Annotated in this window: 14 protein-coding genes; 6 read left to right on the top strand and 8 right to left on the bottom strand. The window is 49.6% G+C overall.

Annotated elements, in window-relative coordinates:
- Positions 1–274: 274 nt before the first annotated feature.
- From ACOMG9_RS08735 to sdhC, 4 genes are read right to left on the bottom strand one after another with little or no spacing between them, the layout of a single operon-like run.
- Complete coding sequence (locus tag ACOMG9_RS08735; protein ID WP_422133301.1) at positions 275–997, bottom strand: succinate dehydrogenase iron-sulfur subunit; 723 nt, start codon at positions 995–997, stop codon at positions 275–277.
- Positions 998–1,012: 15 nt separating this feature from the next.
- Positions 1,013–2,785 carry a succinate dehydrogenase flavoprotein subunit gene (sdhA, locus tag ACOMG9_RS08730; protein WP_422133300.1) on the bottom strand — a complete coding sequence of 591 codons (1,773 nt, stop codon included), beginning with the start codon at positions 2,783–2,785 and terminating at the stop codon, positions 1,013–1,015.
- 3 nt (positions 2,786–2,788) lie between these two features.
- Positions 2,789–3,157: a succinate dehydrogenase, hydrophobic membrane anchor protein gene (gene sdhD, locus ACOMG9_RS08725; RefSeq protein WP_422133299.1), complete on the bottom strand. Its 369-nt coding sequence runs from the start codon at positions 3,155–3,157 to the stop codon at positions 2,789–2,791.
- The gene (gene sdhC, locus ACOMG9_RS08720) at positions 3,151–3,525 is read right to left on the bottom strand and encodes a succinate dehydrogenase, cytochrome b556 subunit (RefSeq protein WP_448216640.1); all 375 of its coding nucleotides are present in this window, start codon (positions 3,523–3,525) and stop codon (positions 3,151–3,153) included. Before sdhC ends, sdhD begins: the two co-directional genes overlap by 7 nt.
- Positions 3,526–3,965: 440 nt before the next feature.
- Here sdhC and gltA point away from each other — a divergent pair, with 440 nt between their 5' ends.
- From gltA to ddpX, 5 genes are all read left to right on the top strand, one after another.
- A complete protein-coding gene (gene gltA, locus ACOMG9_RS08715) occupies positions 3,966–5,249 on the top strand; it encodes a citrate synthase (protein WP_422137092.1) in 1,284 nt (427 codons plus the stop codon).
- A 313-nt stretch (positions 5,250–5,562) separates the two neighbouring features.
- The gene (locus tag ACOMG9_RS08710; protein WP_422133297.1) at positions 5,563–6,285 is read left to right on the top strand and encodes a TerC family protein; all 723 of its coding nucleotides are present in this window, start codon (positions 5,563–5,565) and stop codon (positions 6,283–6,285) included.
- Between the two features lie 53 nt (positions 6,286–6,338).
- On the top strand, positions 6,339–6,962 hold the full coding sequence (locus ACOMG9_RS08705; protein WP_448216639.1) for an HAD family hydrolase: 624 nt from the start codon (positions 6,339–6,341) through the stop codon (positions 6,960–6,962).
- Positions 6,963–7,145: 183 nt separating this feature from the next.
- Complete coding sequence (locus ACOMG9_RS08700) at positions 7,146–8,159, top strand: PTS fructose transporter subunit EIIC (RefSeq protein WP_448216638.1); 1,014 nt, start codon at positions 7,146–7,148, stop codon at positions 8,157–8,159.
- A 62-nt stretch (positions 8,160–8,221) separates the two neighbouring features.
- Positions 8,222–8,788, top strand: coding sequence for a D-alanyl-D-alanine dipeptidase (ddpX, locus tag ACOMG9_RS08695; protein WP_422133294.1), 567 nt, complete (start codon positions 8,222–8,224; stop codon positions 8,786–8,788).
- A gap of 94 nt (positions 8,789–8,882) precedes the next feature.
- Here the strand turns inward: ddpX and ACOMG9_RS08690 are convergent, their stop codons facing one another.
- From ACOMG9_RS08690 to nirB, 4 genes are read right to left on the bottom strand one after another with little or no spacing between them, the layout of a single operon-like run.
- On the bottom strand, positions 8,883–11,570 hold the full coding sequence (locus tag ACOMG9_RS08690) for a molybdopterin-dependent oxidoreductase (RefSeq protein WP_494530098.1): 2,688 nt from the start codon (positions 11,568–11,570) through the stop codon (positions 8,883–8,885).
- A 27-nt stretch (positions 11,571–11,597) separates the two neighbouring features.
- Positions 11,598–12,863: an NAD(P)/FAD-dependent oxidoreductase gene (locus tag ACOMG9_RS08685; protein ID WP_494530097.1), complete on the bottom strand. Its 1,266-nt coding sequence runs from the start codon at positions 12,861–12,863 to the stop codon at positions 11,598–11,600.
- A gap of 1 nt (position 12,864) precedes the next feature.
- Positions 12,865–13,239, bottom strand: a complete 375-nt coding sequence (gene nirD / locus ACOMG9_RS08680) for a nitrite reductase small subunit NirD (RefSeq protein WP_422133291.1) — start codon at positions 13,237–13,239, stop codon at positions 12,865–12,867.
- A 40-nt stretch (positions 13,240–13,279) separates the two neighbouring features.
- Positions 13,280–15,814, bottom strand: coding sequence for a nitrite reductase large subunit NirB (nirB, locus tag ACOMG9_RS08675; RefSeq protein WP_494530096.1), 2,535 nt, complete (start codon positions 15,812–15,814; stop codon positions 13,280–13,282).
- 376 nt (positions 15,815–16,190) lie between these two features.
- Between nirB and ACOMG9_RS08670 the strand changes: the two genes are divergently transcribed.
- Positions 16,191–17,660, top strand: a complete 1,470-nt coding sequence (locus ACOMG9_RS08670) for a NarK family nitrate/nitrite MFS transporter (RefSeq protein WP_422133289.1) — start codon at positions 16,191–16,193, stop codon at positions 17,658–17,660.
- Positions 17,661–17,686: the final 26 nt, after the last annotated feature.

The following is a 17,686-nucleotide window of genomic DNA, read 5'->3' as shown; positions in this document are numbered from 1 at the left end:
TTCTCTTTGGATCGTCAGCTCCTCCAGAATTCTGGCGTCAGCGTCAGACCCTTTATGTTGAAAATTAGTTTTGAAAACCAGTGTAGATACTGCTGATAGAAAAAACGTGCGCTCACATAACATTCGCACATTTCATGTAATCGGACCACCCTCAAATTGATCTAAAATCGAGTTCTCCGACAACTTCCTCTTCCAGGGAGTCTCTTGTGCAGCAATAAAAGAGCCCCCCCTGTTGTCTGCTTAATCGCTTAAGGCCGCCTTTTAGAGTAACCGATCAGGATGCACTATCAAACAACATCTGTTTAATATGACCAATTGCCTTGGTTGGATTCAGGCCTTTTGGACACACAGCCACACAGTTCATGATACCACGGCAACGGAAAACGCTGAACGGATCATCCAGTTCCGCGAGTCGTTCCTGAGTCGCAGTATCACGGCTGTCAGCCAGAAAACGATAGGCCTGCAGCAGGCCGGATGGACCAACAAACTTGTCGGGATTCCACCAGAAAGATGGACAGGCTGTGGAGCAGCATGCACAGAGAATACACTCATACAGGCCATCCAGCTTCTCACGATCTTCAGGACTCTGCAGACGCTCTATGGCCGGTGCAGGCTCTTCATTGATCAAGAAGGGCTTGATCTTTTCGTACTGCTTATAGAAAAGACTCATATCCACGATCAAGTCACGGATGACCGGCAGTCCAGGCAAGGGACGCAAAATCAACTTCTTCTTGCTACCCATGGCTTCCGACAAAGATGTTACGCAAGCCAGACCATTAGTACCATTAATGCTCATACCATCGGAACCGCAAACACCTTCACGACAGGAGCGACGATACACTAAGGTTTCGTCTTTTTCCTTGATCAGGTTTAATACATCGAGCACCATCAGGTCTTTGCCTTCAGGAATATCCACCTCAATGTCTTTCATGTAAGGTTTGGAGTCAGTCTCCGGATTGTAGCGATAGACACTGACACTTAATGAACTACCCAACATATTCCTGCCTCCTCCTCAGTAGGTTCTGGCTTTCGGTGGAAAAGCGTCCATGGTTTTAGGAGCAAAGTTGACCTGACGCTTGCCGACCCGTTTTTCAGCCGGAAAATACACGGAATGTGCCAACCAGTTTTCATCATCACGCTCGGTAAAGTCGTTCCGGGCATGAGCACCACGAGACTCCTTACGCTCTTCGGCAGAAACCGCAGTAGCATAAGCTACTTCATAGAGATTCTCGAGTTCAAGAGCTTCAATGCGGGCTGTATTAAATGCCTGACTCTTGTCTTCGAGGTGAGTATTTTTCAGACGCTCACCCAACTCATTCAGCTTCTTCAGACCTTCCTGCATACTATCGCCTTCACGGAATACACCGAAGTAGAGCTGCATAGTGTTTTGCAAATCCTTACGGACGTCGGCAACCTTTTCACCGCTACCGGACTTGTTCAGCCGATCCAGACGGGACATGGCCGCTTCAACATCACTGTCAGAAGCATCAACACCATCGAAACCCTCTCTCAGGTTTTTCTCGATCTGGATACCTGCTGCACGACCAAACACGACCAGATCCAGGAGAGAGTTACCACCCAGACGGTTAGCACCGTGAACAGATACACATGCAGCTTCACCGCAGGCATAGAGACCTTCTACAACTTTATCGTTACCTTCAGCATCCGGAAACAGAGCCTGCCCACCCACATTGGTAGGAATACCACCCATCATATAGTGACAGGTTGGAACGACCGGAACAGGCACTTTAACCGGATCAGCATGAGCGAAGGTCTTGGACAGTTCACAGATACCTGGCAGACGCAGATTCAGAGTTTCTTCACCCAGATGATCAAGTTTCAGCAGCACGTGGTCCTTATCCGGTCCACAGCCACGTCCTTCCAGAATTTCGAGAATCATGGAGCGAGCTACTACATCACGGCCAGCCAGATCTTTGGCATTGGGCGCATAACGCTCCATAAAACGCTCACCTTCACTGTTGATCAGGTAACCACCTTCACCACGACAACCCTCAGTCACCAGAACCCCCGCACCGTGAATACCGGTTGGGTGGAACTGCCACATTTCCATATCCTGCATTGGGTAGCCAGCACGCAGAGCCATACCAATACCGTCACCGGTATTGATCAGGGCGTTAGTGGTGGAAGCATAGATACGTCCAGCACCGCCGGTAGCCATAACAGTTGCTTTGGATTTAACATAAACGGTTTCGCCTGTTTCCATGCAAATCGCAATAACACCGGCCACCTGACCATTCTGATTCTTCACCAGATCTACGGCGTACCATTCGTTCAGAAATGTAGTACCACCTTTCAGGTTGGCCTGATACAGAGTATGCAGAAGAGCGTGCCCTGTGCGGTCAGCAGCCGCACAGGTTCGAGCAGCCTGACCACCCTTACCGAATTCTTTGGATTGACCACCGAATGGTCGCTGGTAGATACGCCCTTCTTCAGTACGAGAAAAAGGCAACCCCATATGCTCCAGTTCAAACACAGCCTGGGGACCTACTGAACACATATACTCGATTGCATCCTGGTCACCGATATAGTCCGAACCTTTTACGGTATCGAACATATGCCAGCGCCAGTCATCCTGAGGATCTGCACTGGCAATAGCACAGGTAATACCACCCTGGGCAGATACAGTATGAGAGCGAGTTGGAAACACTTTGGTCACACAGGCCGTTTTAATACCGGCCTGAGTCAGTTGCAGTGCAGCGCGCATGCCAGCGCCACCGCCGCCGATTACGATGGCGTCGTAAGTCAGTGTGCGAAGAGCTGTCATAGATCAATTCCCCCAGAGAATTTGAATGCCCCAGACAATGTAACTGAATACTGCTACAAAACAGATCAGCTGGAAGGGGAAACGAATCAGAACAGACTTGTTCCCAAGTGCACGAGCATTCAGGTAGTCAGTGGCAATGGTCCACATACCCACCCAGGCGTGGGCAGCAATGGAAAGAATGGCGAGCAAGGTAAATACCTTCATCCAGGTCTGCTCGAACAGTCCGTTCCATTGCTGAAAATCCAGACCAGGATTTATAAGAACATAGCCGCCTAAAAACAACGTGTAAGCAGCCAGAATGATGGCAGACAACCTCTGCAGCATCCAGTCGTAGAGTCCACTTCGGGACAAGTTGGTAATATTTGTTACCACAACCACACCCCCGCGAGCACAATCAGTACAGCTGATAAAACAACGGTGACGATCGCACCAGCCTTACCTGACTCCTTACCTTCACCAATACCGATATCCATTAACAAATGCTTGACACCGGCAACAAAGTGGTAGATCAGCCCGGAAAGCAACACCCAGACAATAAATTTGACCAGGCCACCCGACATGAGCGCTTTCAGTTCGGCAAAGGACTGCTCTGAAGACAGCGACAGATCCAGTGCATAGAGCAGGAAACCCACCCCAACAAACAGCAATATTCCCGAAATCCTGTGCAGGATCGAGGTATACGCTGGCAGAGGTAGTTTAATTGTGGTTATGTCTAGATTGACAGGTCTTTTGCTATTCACGTTTTTTGTCCCAACGCCCGAGGCGTGCACAGCTGAATCAGCAACAATATCCAGAGACTACGACCCACTCGGGTTCATACCCTCTTTTTATCAGGCTTGCCTGAACAGGCTACCCTGAATGCAGGTTAAGAAGCCGCGTTAATTCATGTTAACGTTCTTTTCTCACCCCCCTCATGAAGTCCTCCACGACTTCGGCTGAGGAGTATAAACAGTTCGGTTTTCAATTACAATTGATTAACACTCTAGGCAAATTTACTATAGACCTCTGAACTTATTGCGCAGACTTTTTCACAGATACACAGGTTTGACAAACAAATTTCTGGCCCTATAGTGGTCGAACCGTAAAGGGCCCCAACCAAAAAAACTTATTCTGTACGCATAATAATTATGGGTCCGAGAAGACGATAACGACAGAATAAACGGCAAGACAGGAGCCTATGATGGCTGAAAAGAAAGCAACCCTCTCGATTGACGGCAAACAACTGGAACTTCCTGTACATACGGGGTCCCTGGGCCCAGATGTTGTTGATGTTCGCAGCCTGACTGCCAATGGTCTGTTCACATACGACCCTGGTTTTGTATCTACCGCTTCCTGCGAGTCAAAGATCACTTACATAGATGGTGAGAAGGGTGTGCTACTGCACCGTGGCTACCCGATTGAGCAGCTTGCTGAGCACTCTGACTACCTGGAAACCTGCTACCTGCTGATTTATGGCGAACTTCCTAACAGCAAAGAGAAGAAGCATTTTGAAGACACCATCATGCGTCATACCATGATACATGAACAAATGGTGGATCTATTCTCCGGTTTCCGTCGTGACGCTCACCCCATGGCCGTGATGTGCGGTGTAGTAGGTGCTCTCTCTGCCTTCTATCACGATTCACTGGACATCACCAACGAACGTCACCGTGAAATCTGCGCCTATCGCCTGATTTCCAAAATGCCTACGCTGGCAGCCATGACCTACAAATACTCCATCGGCCAGCCATTCGTTTACCCGCGCAATGACCTGGGTTACGGCGGCAATTTCCTGCACATGATGTTTGCTACTCCCTGTGAAGAGTACGAGGTTAATCCTGTACTGGCACGCGCCATGGACCGCATCTTCCTGCTGCATGCTGATCACGAACAGAACGCATCAACTTCGACTGTTCGTCTGGCAGGCTCCAGTGGTGCCAACCCATTCGCCTGTATTGCTGCTGGTATCGCAGCTCTCTGGGGACCGGCTCACGGTGGTGCCAACGAAGCAGTGCTGGTGATGCTGAACCAAATTGGTGATGAGAAACACATCGATGAATTCATTGATCGCGCCAAGGACAAGAATGATCCCTTCCGCCTGATGGGCTTTGGCCATCGAGTCTACAAAAACTTTGACCCACGTGCCAAGGTTATGAAGCAGACCTGTGACGAAGTTCTGAGTGAACTGGGCCTGGAAGACGATCCACTGTTCAAGATCGCCAAGCGCCTGGAAAAGATAGCCCTGGAAGACGAATACTTCGTCGAGAAAAAGTTGTACCCGAACGTAGACTTTTACTCCGGCATTATCCTGAAAGCCCTGGGCATTCCAACAGAGATGTTCACAGTAATCTTCGCAACCGGTCGTACTCCGGGCTGGATCGCTCACTGGCATGAAATGATCAGTGGTGAATACCGCATTGGTCGTCCGCGTCAGCTATACACCGGCGAGACTTCCAGAGACTTTATCCCGGTTTCCGATCGCTAATCACTGCTATACCCGTTACCTGCTGAAAGCCGAAGTCTTATTGGCTTTCAGCCCTCCCTTCTGCCTCAGACTTTTTTGCCCACTTTCATCATCTTCGCGACGTGACCAGCATTTTCTCGAAAGCGGCCAAAAACAACGCCTCGAGCTGATTGCTTACAACACCGACAGAACAACCTTTCAGACTTCCGGGGGTCAAAACATTCTTCACAGCTATCAGCCTCGTCTATTTTTAACCGATATTATTAACGAGTAGCTCAGGGAAGAGCATCCCGGCAAGAACGGCTAATACGATAGAGCGAATACGATAGAAACAATGACTGAACTTTTTCTGACCCCGGAGCCCTGGATAGCTCTGGCAACACTGACCCTTCTGGAGATTATTCTGGGCATCGACAACATCATTTTTATTACGATCGTTGTCGACAAAATGCCTGCACACCAACGCAACAGCGCCCGCAGACTCGGGCTGTTACTGGCCATGTTCACAAGGATCGCCCTGCTGCTCTCCATTACCTGGATCATGAGTCTCACTGCCCCTCTATTCCATCTGTTCAATCATGCCCTATCCGGCCGCGACCTGATTCTTCTCGGAGGCGGGCTCTTCCTGCTGATTAAAGCCACTCACGAGATTCACGATTCTATTGAGCCCGGCGAAGATGAAGGATCTCACCTTAAACCACGAGGGTATGTTATAACCCTGATCCAGATTGCTCTCATCGATATTGTTTTCTCCCTGGATTCAGTCATTACAGCAGTGGGACTGGCAGAACACCTCTGGGTCATGATCACCGCCATTGTTATTTCGGTAGGCATCATGATGTTTGCTGCAGCCCCTATCGGAGAGTTTGTCAGCAATCATCCTACCTTCAAAATGCTGGCGCTCTCCTTTTTGATTCTGGTGGGAGTCTCCCTTATGGGAGAAGGTCTCGACTTTCATATTCCAAAAGGCTACATCTACTTTGCCATGGCCTTTTCTATGGCCGTCGAGATGCTCAACACCCGTTTGCGATCGAGACAGTCTGCGACAAACAAGTAGCATTGGAGTATTCTCAAACAATTGAGCAACACCCTCTTATCACCGGAGCTGTTATGTCCTGTCCGATTCTGTTTGATATGGGTGGCGTGATTGCCGACTCCTGGCAACCCTTCTTCTCTTTCTGGTCAGAAGTTCTGATCAAACTGGACGCAGAAGACCTGGCCACAGAAGAGCAAGTTCTCGCCCTTTTTGAAGGCAATTTTTTTAAAAAGCTAAGCCAGCAAGTCGCCGGAGACAAAGTGCAACACGCTCTTATGAATCATGCACGACTTGCCCACCTGGAGTTCATGAAAAACTGCCGCTCTATTCCTGATGTCAATGAGAGCTTGCAGCACCTTGGCCAACACTTCCCTCTGTACCTGATCACCTCCAATTTTACCCAAGCTGCAGAGCATTTCCTGAATAATCAGAATATCCGGTGTTTCAGGGGAATAATGGGTATGGAACAGAGCTTTATCAAAACGGACAAAATCCGAACAGTGATGAAACAGCACCCGGATCAGCCCTGTTATTTCGTTAGCGACACCTCAGGAGACCTGCATGAAGCTCGAGAAGCTGGCGCTGTTCCCGTTGCAGTCAGCTGGGGGTGGCATAACCGTAAAACTCTTGAAGACGCGAAGCCCGCTTTCATACTTGACAATCCGTCTGAGCTGCTAGACTTCAGCTTTCACATTTAAAGCCCGGACAGACCCCTATGAGGCTCAACTGTTTCAGATATGGCTTCCCTGGCCACTTCTCACGGAATTTATTCGGGATTAAAAGCAGCCAGTCTCCGGGACCCTTGTGCCTGTTGGCCTGCCCCGGAGATTCTTCTACCCAGACACCTCAAAGGGCATCAATGACTAAAACGGGTGATATTAATGAATAGCGTGAAAGCAGAATTCATTAAGCTCAGATCCCATCTACTGACAGGCACCAGCCACATGATTCCCTTCGTGGTAGCTGGCGGAGTGCTCCTATCGGTGTCTGTTATGTTTCATGGCAAGGGAGCCCCGCCCGAATCCGGTTTTCTCAAAGATGTGTGGGAGATGGGAGTCGCTGGTTTTACCCTCTTCATCCCGGTTCTGGGAGGCTACATAGCCTGGTCTATTGCCAACCGCCCCGGCCTGGCACCTGGCATGATCGGAGCATGGCTGGCAGCTCAGTTTGGATGCGGTTTTCTGGGGGCTATGATTGTCGGGCTTATCGCGGGCTATATCGTCAATGCCCTCAAGAGAATCCCCTTCTCATCGAACATGCAACCTGTTGCTACCATCTTTGTCTACCCTCTGGCAGGTACTTTTCTGACCTCCGCTCTGGTGATTTGGGTGATTGGACAACCCATCGCCAATATGATGAGTCACCTTAACGATTGGTTGCATAGTCTTCAGGGATTATCGAAGGTTTCACTGGGGGTCATTCTTGGAGGAATGACCGCTTTTGACATGGGCGGCCCAATCAATAAAGTCGCTACCCTGTTTGCTCAGACTCAGGTAAAGAACCACCCCTACCTTATGGGCGGTGTCGGCGTCGCCATATGCACCCCGCCACTGGGTATGTGGCTAGCCACTCTGCTGTCACCCGGCAAATACACTGCTGAAGAGCGAGAGGCTGGCAAGGCCGCTCTGGCCATGGGTATGATAGGTATATCAGAAGGGGCAATCCCCTTCGCTGTTGCTGACCCGATACGGGTCATACCCGCCATTGTTCTGGGAGGTATTACAGGCAATGTTATAGGTTTCATGGCCGAAGTTATCAACTACGCTCCCTGGGGAGGCTGGATCGTTCTACCGGTTGTCGACGGTCGCTCCTGGTACATTCTGGCCACTATCGCAGGCGCACTGGTAACAGCTCTGGCTGTCAACCTGTTAAAACCTGTAAAACCAGAACTTTAAGAACCTGTCGACGATAATTACCTTTACCCTGAATTAAAAATGCCTGAAGGTTAGATCAACATATGAAGAACTCGCATCCATTGGTTGAAGTCACGCCGCAAAGTCACGACCTTGTTCTCGAGATAGTCTACGCCACCGAGAACAACTTCACCGGTAAGCAGGTTTATAAAAAACCTCTCTGCCTGATGCACGAAGAAGCCGCCAACAAATTGCAAAACGTCATTGAAGTTCTTCAACCCATGGGGCTCAAATTAAAAATATGGGATGCCTTTCGCCCCCTGGAAGCCCAGCAAGAACTCTTTAACTGTGTACCAGACCCTGAATATGTATCGCACCCGAAAACCGGTTTGCGAACCCACTGCAGAGGAATAGCTATCGATCTCACGCTGGTTGATCGGTTTGGGCGGACACTGGAAATGGGTACCGAGTTTGACGACTTTCGTCCTCTGGCTCACCATGGCAATGACCAGATTTCCGAGCTCGCACAGAAAAACCGGTTAATACTGGCAGGTGCCATGAATGTCGCTGGATTCGACTCTTTACAAAACGAATGGTGGCATTATCAATTGCCTGATGCCGACCTGTATCCGATATTAGAAGAAAGTGAAATCGGCTCAGGTATTATTTAGTTCAGCTAAGGGTTCTACTTCACACTGTTCACGCTGAGCTTGTCGAAGTGCGGGTCGCTCTTCGACGAAAACTCAGAATGAATGAAGTGTGTGTCTATGCCAGTGCTGCCGCACTGGTGATCAATTTGCGAATCTCAGGAATACAGGAGCCACAGTTTGTTCCGGCTTTCAGAGACAGGCCCACCTGAGCAGGATCACTGAAGCCTTCCTCTTCAATTGCACGACAAATGGTTTTCTCCCCCACACCAAAACAGGCACACACTACTTTGCCGGTATCTTCTCCCTGAGGTGGCATACCTGCCAGTAAACGCCAGCGCTCCGAAAAAGGAATATCCTCTTTTTCAAAGGCAGCCTGTAGCCATGCACGATCACAGTCTGACAATGACTCGCCGACAACAAGAAGAGCCTGTAGCTGGCCGAGAGCAAACCAGGCGCTACGGGCGCTGCCTGTCTTCGGATCGGTGTAATCAATTCTTTCCCTCTCAGGGCCGATAGATTCCAGCATGGAAGAATCAATGCCCTGACCTGCCAGCTCATATCGGAATCCCTGCTGGAATTTCACCTCTGTCGCATAATCAAATGGCTCAAAATCCTGTTTTTTGCGACTCAGTAACACAGCCTGTTGTTTCAGAGATACAGCCTCAATCCTTGCAGGGGTGTGTTTACAGCCCGGTTGTTTTGACCAGGGGTCTACCGCAGGCTTCACCAGCACACCACAATGCCCGGTCTTGCTGTTCTGACGTGTCCAGTGCATGGGCATAAAAACATTACCCTTACCTACTGTAGATGTCACAACCACTCTGATCAAAATGGAATCAAAGGCTGTGGACAATCGGCACAATGCCTGATCAACCAGCCCATATTTTTGAGCATCTGCAGGATGAACTTCCAGGAAAGGCTCATCAATATGCTGACTCAACCTGGGAGAGAGTGCGGTGCGTGTCATAGTGTGCCAATGATCACGAACCCTGCCGGTATTCAGCAACAGCGGGTAATCAGCATTGGGCTGATGGTAGGAGACCTCAAACTTCGTCGAAACAATAGTTGCACGACCTGTTTCAGTGAAGAAACCACCCTCAGCAAACAATCTTGTATGTGGATGAGACGTCTGCCCTGAAACCAGTGGCCACTGAAATGGCTCAAGCGCTTCGTATTCTGCATCTGAGATAGCTGCCAGAGCACCAATATTAAAATCTCTTCTACGACCCTCAGAATTATTTTCAAAAGCAGAAAGAGCCGCATGCTCGCGGAAAATATCAGCAGCCCTCTGATAATCAAAGGCGTCACCAAAACCCATTTTCTCTGCCACTTTTGAAATAATCCACCAGTCAGGTTTAGAGTCTCCGGAAAGATCAAAAAGGGCCCTTTGTCTGGAAATTCTTCGCTCCGAGTTTGTGACCGTACCATCCTTTTCACTCCAGCCGGCCGCTGGCAGACGAATATGGGCAAACTCAGAGGTGTCTGTTTTCCCAATACAATCAGACACGACAACCGTCGGACACTTTTTCAGCGCACTGATAACCTTATTGGCATCAGGCATACTGACTACAGGATTGGTGCCCATAATCCAGACAAACTTAATGTCGCCCTTATCCATGGCATTAAACAAATCGACAGCTGTTTTACCCGGCACAGTGGCAATATTCGGTGCCTTCCAAAACCGTCTGACCCGATCTACATCGTCTGTGTTTGAAAAATCCATGTGGGCAGCCAGCTGATTGGCCAGACCTCCAACCTCTCGCCCTCCCATTGCGTTAGGCTGACCTGTAAGCGACAAGGGTCCAGATCCCGGCTTACCAATACGACCCGTAATCAGGTGACAGTTGATAATGGCATTGACTTTATCGGTGCCAGCAACCGACTGGTTCACACCCTGAGACCAGGCCGTGACGACTTTATCGGTCTCGGCAAACCACTCACAAAATTGCTTGAGCGCAGGTTTTTCAATCCCGCAAAGTTCAGCGACCTCTGAAAAGCTTCCTATTTTTCTGGCGGCTTTCAGAGCCTCATTAAAACCTTGGGTGTGCTGATCAATGTACGACTGATCCAGCTTATTGTGCTTATCGAGATAACTGAATAACTTATTAAAGAGAGCGGTGTCCGTGCCTGATTTCAGCGGAAGATGCAGGTCTGCAATATCACAGGTGTCAGTGGCACGGGGGTCAATAACAACCACCTTCATGTCCGGACGCTGCTCTTTTGCAGCTCTTATTCTCTGGAATAATACCGGGTGACACCAGGCCGTATTGGCTCCGACCAGAACAATCATATCGGCCAATTCAAGATCTTCGTAGCTGCCGGGAACTGTATCGGAACCCAGTGATCTCTTCTGACCTGCTACCGTAGAAGCCATGCAGAGGCGTGAGTTGGTGTCCATATTGCTGGAACCAATAAAACCCTTCATTAGTTTGTTGGCCACATAGTAATCTTCTGTCAGTAATTGACCAGAGCCGTATAAAGCCACCGCTTCAGGGCCGTACTCTTCTATTGTGGCTTTCAGTCGCTCAGCGACTTCATCCAGAGCAGAATCCCAGCTGACTCTCTGTTCACCTATAAAAGGCGTTAGCAGTCTATTTTCCAGAGAAACCGTTTCCCCAAGAGCGCTGCCTTTTGAACAAAGGCGCCCGAAATTAGCGGGGTGATCTTTGCGGCCTTCTATATCTACAAGATGCAAATCTTTATTGGTGACCGTCGCCTTGATACCACAGCCAACACCGCAATAGGCACACGTCGTATGGATGACTTGTTGCTGGTTATTGCAGATATCGATGCTGCCAGACATAGACATACTTCCTTTATTAATAGTTTCCTAGGAATTCAGATAACGTTTGCCGAAAACAAGTCGGTCGCGAATATCTGAAATATCCTGCCCTGTTTCCATCAATTCCTGATACCAGAGACCATCGGAAGCATCTCCAAAGAGCAAAGCCCCCATCAACTTGTTATCACGGATCACCAGTTTTCGGTAGATGCCAACCCCTGCAGCATCAATGATGATCTCTTCATCACTCTCTTGCGCAACAAACTGTCCACTGGAAAACAGATCAATACCGTCAACTTTCAGGCTGGTAGGAATCGGAACCGGCTCAAACCGCTCTCCCGAGGTACCCAACAGGCGATGCACGGCCACTTGAGCGTGCCCATAAACCGGCGCCACAAGACCAAACAGGTCACTATTCAACTGAACACACTCACCAATTGCCGTTACTGAAGGGTCAGAAGTTTGCATTCTGTCATTCACCAGAATACCTCTGTCACACGCCAGCCCGGTTTCCCTGATCAGTTCTATATTGGGCCGAACCCCTGCTGTGACGACCACCAGTGAAGCCTGCAAGCACTCGCCATCTTTCAGCTGCACGCCAGTCACTTTGCCATTTTCGCCCGTGTAGGAATCGAGCATGGCACTGCAACGAAACTCAATGCCCTTTTCTTCCAGTGCTCCTTGCAAAAGCTTACCGGCCTTTTCATCCAGTTGTCGGGCCATGGGAATGGACATGGTATCCACCACGGTGACTTTCATGCCCCGTCTGGCAAGACCACTGGCACATTCAAGCCCCAGAAGTCCGCCACCAATCACCACAGCCTTTGCCTCAGGACCGGATGAAGCGGTCAGCATCTGCTCAACATCATCGAGATTCCTGAAAGCCATAACGCCTTCCAGATCGGCCCCGGGTACGGGAATACGATTGGGTAGAGATCCCGTCGCCAGGACCAGATGATCGTAATCAAAACATTGACCACCCTCTGTCTCGACTCGCTTCAACTCAAGATTGAGATCACTGACCCGATAGTCACAGCCCGATAACAGATTGATATCCTGATCCTGATACCAGGACTCAGGCTGCAGCTGAATCCCCTGGAGATCGACGCTGCCTGCCAACAGCTTGGATAACTGGATTCGGTTGTAGCCCGGACAGGATTCTTCAGATAGGACGGTGACCTGATATTGATGACCGCTCTGCTCAACCAGCTTTTCCAGAAAACGGACTGAGCCCATGCCATTTCCCACCACCAGCAGCTTCCGCTGCAATGGCGGTTGACGACTAACGTCAGCCGCCTTGAATACCGCTGTCATATCAGGCTGCCTCAATGGAAACCGATACCAGTGAGACCTGAACCCTCTGGTCCACCACTTCTACGGGATAAGCATTCAGCGCCACGCTCTCATCTTCCAGACACTGACCCGTAGTCAAATCAAAGTGCTGCTTGTAAATGGGCGATGCCACTACCAGACGCCCTTCCAGATCACCTACCAGACCACGAGAGATAACATTGGCCTGACTGAATGGATCATAGTTATCCAATGCATAGACTTGGTCGTCTACTTTAAACAACGCAACCTGCACACCATCCACCAGAGCACAAACACCCAGGTTAGGAATAAGATCACTTTCACTGCAAACGGTTGTCCAACCTTTATTGGCTGTACTGGCTGTGAGCACTTGAGTCATGATTAAAGTCTCCTGTTTTTCAGCGCTATAGGCACTTCGTTTACAGCTGTTTAAGGGCAATTTTTTCGTCACGGGTAGCCGGACGAATCTGATCTCGCTCGTTCACAAACACCACATTAGTGTCGCTTTCATCACTGTTAATAAAGTGATTGAAACGTTTGAGTTTCTCAGGATCTGAGAGGGTGGTTTTCCATTCACATTGATAGGTACCCACCAGGTAGGTCATCTCATCTTCAAGCTCCTGACAGATACCCAGGCTGTCCTCAATAATCACTTCGCGCAGGTAATCGAGACCACCCTCCAGATTTTCCATCCAGACAGAAGTACGCTGCAGACGATCTGCAGTGCGAATGTAGAACATCAGGAAACGATCGATGTATTTGACCAGCGTTTCATCATCCAGCTCGGTGGCAAACAGGTCGGCATGACGAGGCTTCATGCCACCATTACCGCAGAGGTAGAGGTTCCAGCCTTTTTCCGTGGCAATAACACCCACATCTTTACTCTGGGCTTCAGCACATTCACGGGTACATCCGGACACAGCCATTTTGATTTTGTGAGGAGAACGTACGCCCCTGTAACGATTTTCAACTGCAATCGCCATACTGACACTGTCCAGCACCCCATAACGACACCAGGTACTGCCGACGCAGGATTTCACGGTACGCAGTGATTTACCGTAGGCATGACCGGTTTCAAAACCGGCATCGACAAGACGTTTCCAGATCTCTGGCAACTGTTCCACACGGGCACCAAAAAGATCGATACGCTGGCCACCGGTGATTTTTGTGTAGAGGTTAAAGTCCCGTCCTACTTCACCAATGGTGATCAGTTTATCGGGCGTAATTTCACCGCCCGGAACCCTTGGCACAATGGAATAAGTGCCGTCTTTCTGCATGTTTCCAAGAAAATAATCGTTGGTATCCTGCAGTTGAGCATGCTGATCTTTCAACACATATTCGTTCCAGCAGGAAGCCAGAACAGAGCCAATGGTAGGCTTACAGATATCGCAGCCACGCCCCTTGCCATGCTTTGCCAGAACTTCGTCGAAAGACTTTAATTCACCGACACGAACCAGGTGATAGAGTTCCTGCCTGGAGTGTGGAAAGTGCTCACAGATATCTTTTTTGACCTCAACACCCAACTCCGTCAGCTCATGATCCAGAACCTGTTTGACCAGAGCCGTACAGCCACCACAGCCGGTTCCGGCACTGGTTTCGGCTTTCAGTGACCCCATATCCATGCAGCCACCGGCTACCGCGTTGACCAGATCACCTTTACTGACGTCATAGCAGGAACAGATTTGAGCCGTTTCTGGCAGAGCAGCCACGCCCAAACCTGTCGCTGCAGAACCATCGGTCTGAGGCAGAATGAGTTCAGCAGGATTTTCCGGGGGACGCATGTCATTCAGCATCATCTGCAACAGGCTGCCGTACTCTTCAGCATCGCCTATCAATACAGCTCCCAGAACCTTTTTCTTATTTCTGGAAACCACCAGTTTTTTATAAACTTCTTTCTCTTCATCAATCAGCTGGTAGCTCAGGGAACCTTCGGTATTGCCATGGGCATCACCAATACTGGCAACATCAACACCCATCAGTTTCAGCTTGGTGCTCATATCGGCACCAGTAAACTGATTACCGTCCTTACCCGTCAACTGATCTACAACCACCTGCCCCATCTGGTAGCCCGGTGCCACCAGACCAAAGATACGGCCACTCCAGAGTGCACACTCACCAATGGCAAATATACGTTCATCAGATGTACGGCAGTCGTTATCTATAACGATACCGCCTCGCTGACCCAACTCCAGTCCGGAAGCTTTCGCCAGCTCATCTCTTGGGCGAATACCGGCTGAAAACAGTACGATATCGGTATTCAGTTGTTCGCCGTCAGCGAACTGCATCTGGTGAACAGCGCCTTCACCATCAACAATCTGTCGGGTATTTTTGGAGGTATGAATCGTGACCCCCAGACCCTCGATCTTGCGTCTGAGCATGGCACCACCGCTATCATCCACCTGAACAGCCATCAGACGGGGAGCAAATTCGACCACGTGGGTTTCAAGCCCAAGATCTTTCAGAGCTTTTGCTGCTTCAAGCCCCAACAGACCGCCACCCACAACGGCACCGATCTTACTGTTACGGGCAGCTTCTTTAATCGCTTCCAGATCTTCGATGGTACGATAGACAAAACAGTTTTTACGGTCATGCCCGGGTACGGGAGGAACAAATGGATAGGAACCTGTCGCCAGTACCAGCTGATCGTACTTTTGAGTCATGCCACTGGCTGTCACTACTTCACAGGACTCACGATTTATTGATGTGATAGCTTCATTTAGAACAAGATTAATGCCTTCCTGCTCATAAAAGCCTTCAGAAACCATAGACAGGTCATCCGCTGAGCGGCCTGTGAAAAATTCACTGAGATGAACCCGGTCATAGGCAGGACGGATCTCTTCTCCAAATACCACCACATCGAAGCGTTTCAGACCGCCAGCATCTACCAGTTTCTCCAGAAAGCGGTGACCTACCATGCCGTTACCGACAACCACCAGGGTTTCTTTTCCGATCATCCCAGACATCCTCTTTAGTATCTAGCATTGGGCCGGTGCAACTGCATCCTTTAGAGCCAGCCTCTTTTCTAATTCTTCTGCCTATGCAACTGCCGTGCCCACTTTCAAAACACGATAAAAACAGGAAATTCTTTCCTGAAACTTTAGCTGCTCGCACAAAAATAATGCACGCAAAAATAATCAAACAGCTGAAGAGCACCATTTTGGTGAGAAGAATAAAAATTCTCAGAAACTTCCCGCACTCAAATAAAGAACTTTCTTGCATAGAAGAGAAAATTCATTAAATACGCATAAAAATGCAAGTCAAATCGGTGCATTTATCATATTGGCCTGATGTTTGCTTTTGCTTGGGGAATTTCTTAAACAAGGAGGATGTATGAGCAACCCCGATTCATTTAACCTGTTTTCTTTTAGCGGGAAGACCAAGATTCTGCACCTTAGCTGGATTGCTTTCTTTATTAGCTTTGTGGTCTGGTTTAACCATGCGCCTCTGGCCCTGGCTATTTCCGAGTCTCTGGGCCTGACTCGTGAAGAACTGAAAACCCTGCTGATTCTGAACGTAGCCCTCACTATTCCGGCTCGAGTCATCATCGGTATGCTCACTGATGTTTACGGTCCCAGAAAAGTCTATTCCGGACTCCTGGCCATCTGCAGTATTCCTTGTTTTATGTATGCCATGGCAGATGACTTTACCCAGGCCGCCATAGCCCGCTTTATGCTGGGTACTATTGGTGCAGGCTTTGTGGTCGGCATTCGTCTGGTATCTGAGTGGTTCCCCGCTCGCCAATTGGGTACCGCAGAAGGTATTTACGGTGGCTGGGGCAACTTTGGCTCTGCTGCTGCTGCCATGTCTCTGCCCACCATTGCACTGCTCTTTGGTGGAGAAGATGGCTGGCGTTACGCCATTGGCCTGACCGGATTAATCTCCTTGCTGTTCAGTGTCGTCTTCTACATAAACGTCACAGATACCCCTAAAGGTGCTACCTACTTCCGCCCCAAGAACATTGGCGCCATGGAAGTCACCAGCAAAGGCGACTTTGCCTTGCTGCTGATCATGAAGATTCCCATGTATGCGGCATTAGCTCTGCTGACCTGGAAGCTTTCACCTAAGGGTGTTGCCATGCTGAGTGCCGGGATTTCAACGGCTATTTATGTCGGTCTGACTGCTATCTACCTGTTTGATGTCTGGAAAGTCTGGCAGGTCAACAAGCACATTTTCTCCGAGCCTGTGCCAGCTATTCACCAGTATCAGTTCAAGCAGGTGGCCGTTCTGAACGTTCTTTACTTCGCTACCTTCGGTTCTGAACTGGCCGTGGTGTCCATGCTACCTCTGTTTTTTGCAGATACCTTTGAACTGGATCCGGTCATGGCGGGTCTGGTCGCTTCCGCTTATGCCTTCATGAACCTGATGTCCCGTCCGGGCGGAGGATTACTCAGTGACAAGTTTGGCCGCAAGATCACTCTGCTGGTTCTCACTGCAGGCCTGGCCGGTGGTTACTACATGATGAGTATCATTGATTCCAGCTGGCCACTGGTTCTTGCTGTTGTTGCTGCCATGGCCTGCTCCTTCTTTGTGCAGGCCGGTGAAGGTGCGGTATTTGCGGCTGTACCCCTGATCAAGCGTCGACTCACAGGTCAAATTGCCGGTATGACAGGAGCCTATGGTAACGTGGGCGCTGTCTTCTACCTGACAGTATTGTCTCTGGTGGACTACTCCACCTTCTTCATGGTTATCGCAGGCACTGCAGTGTTGGGTTTCTTTACCCTCTTCCTGATGGAAGAACCCAAGGGTCAGATGGCCGAAGTGATGCCTGACGGCAGTGTCACCATGATTGATGTGACCTGATCATTCTGTTTCAGTGGTCCACAATG

This window comes from Endozoicomonas sp. PH6C (genome assembly GCF_059322965.1).
The sequence above is the reverse complement of the archived record's forward strand: the minus strand, read 5'-3'. Positions and strand labels throughout refer to the sequence as shown.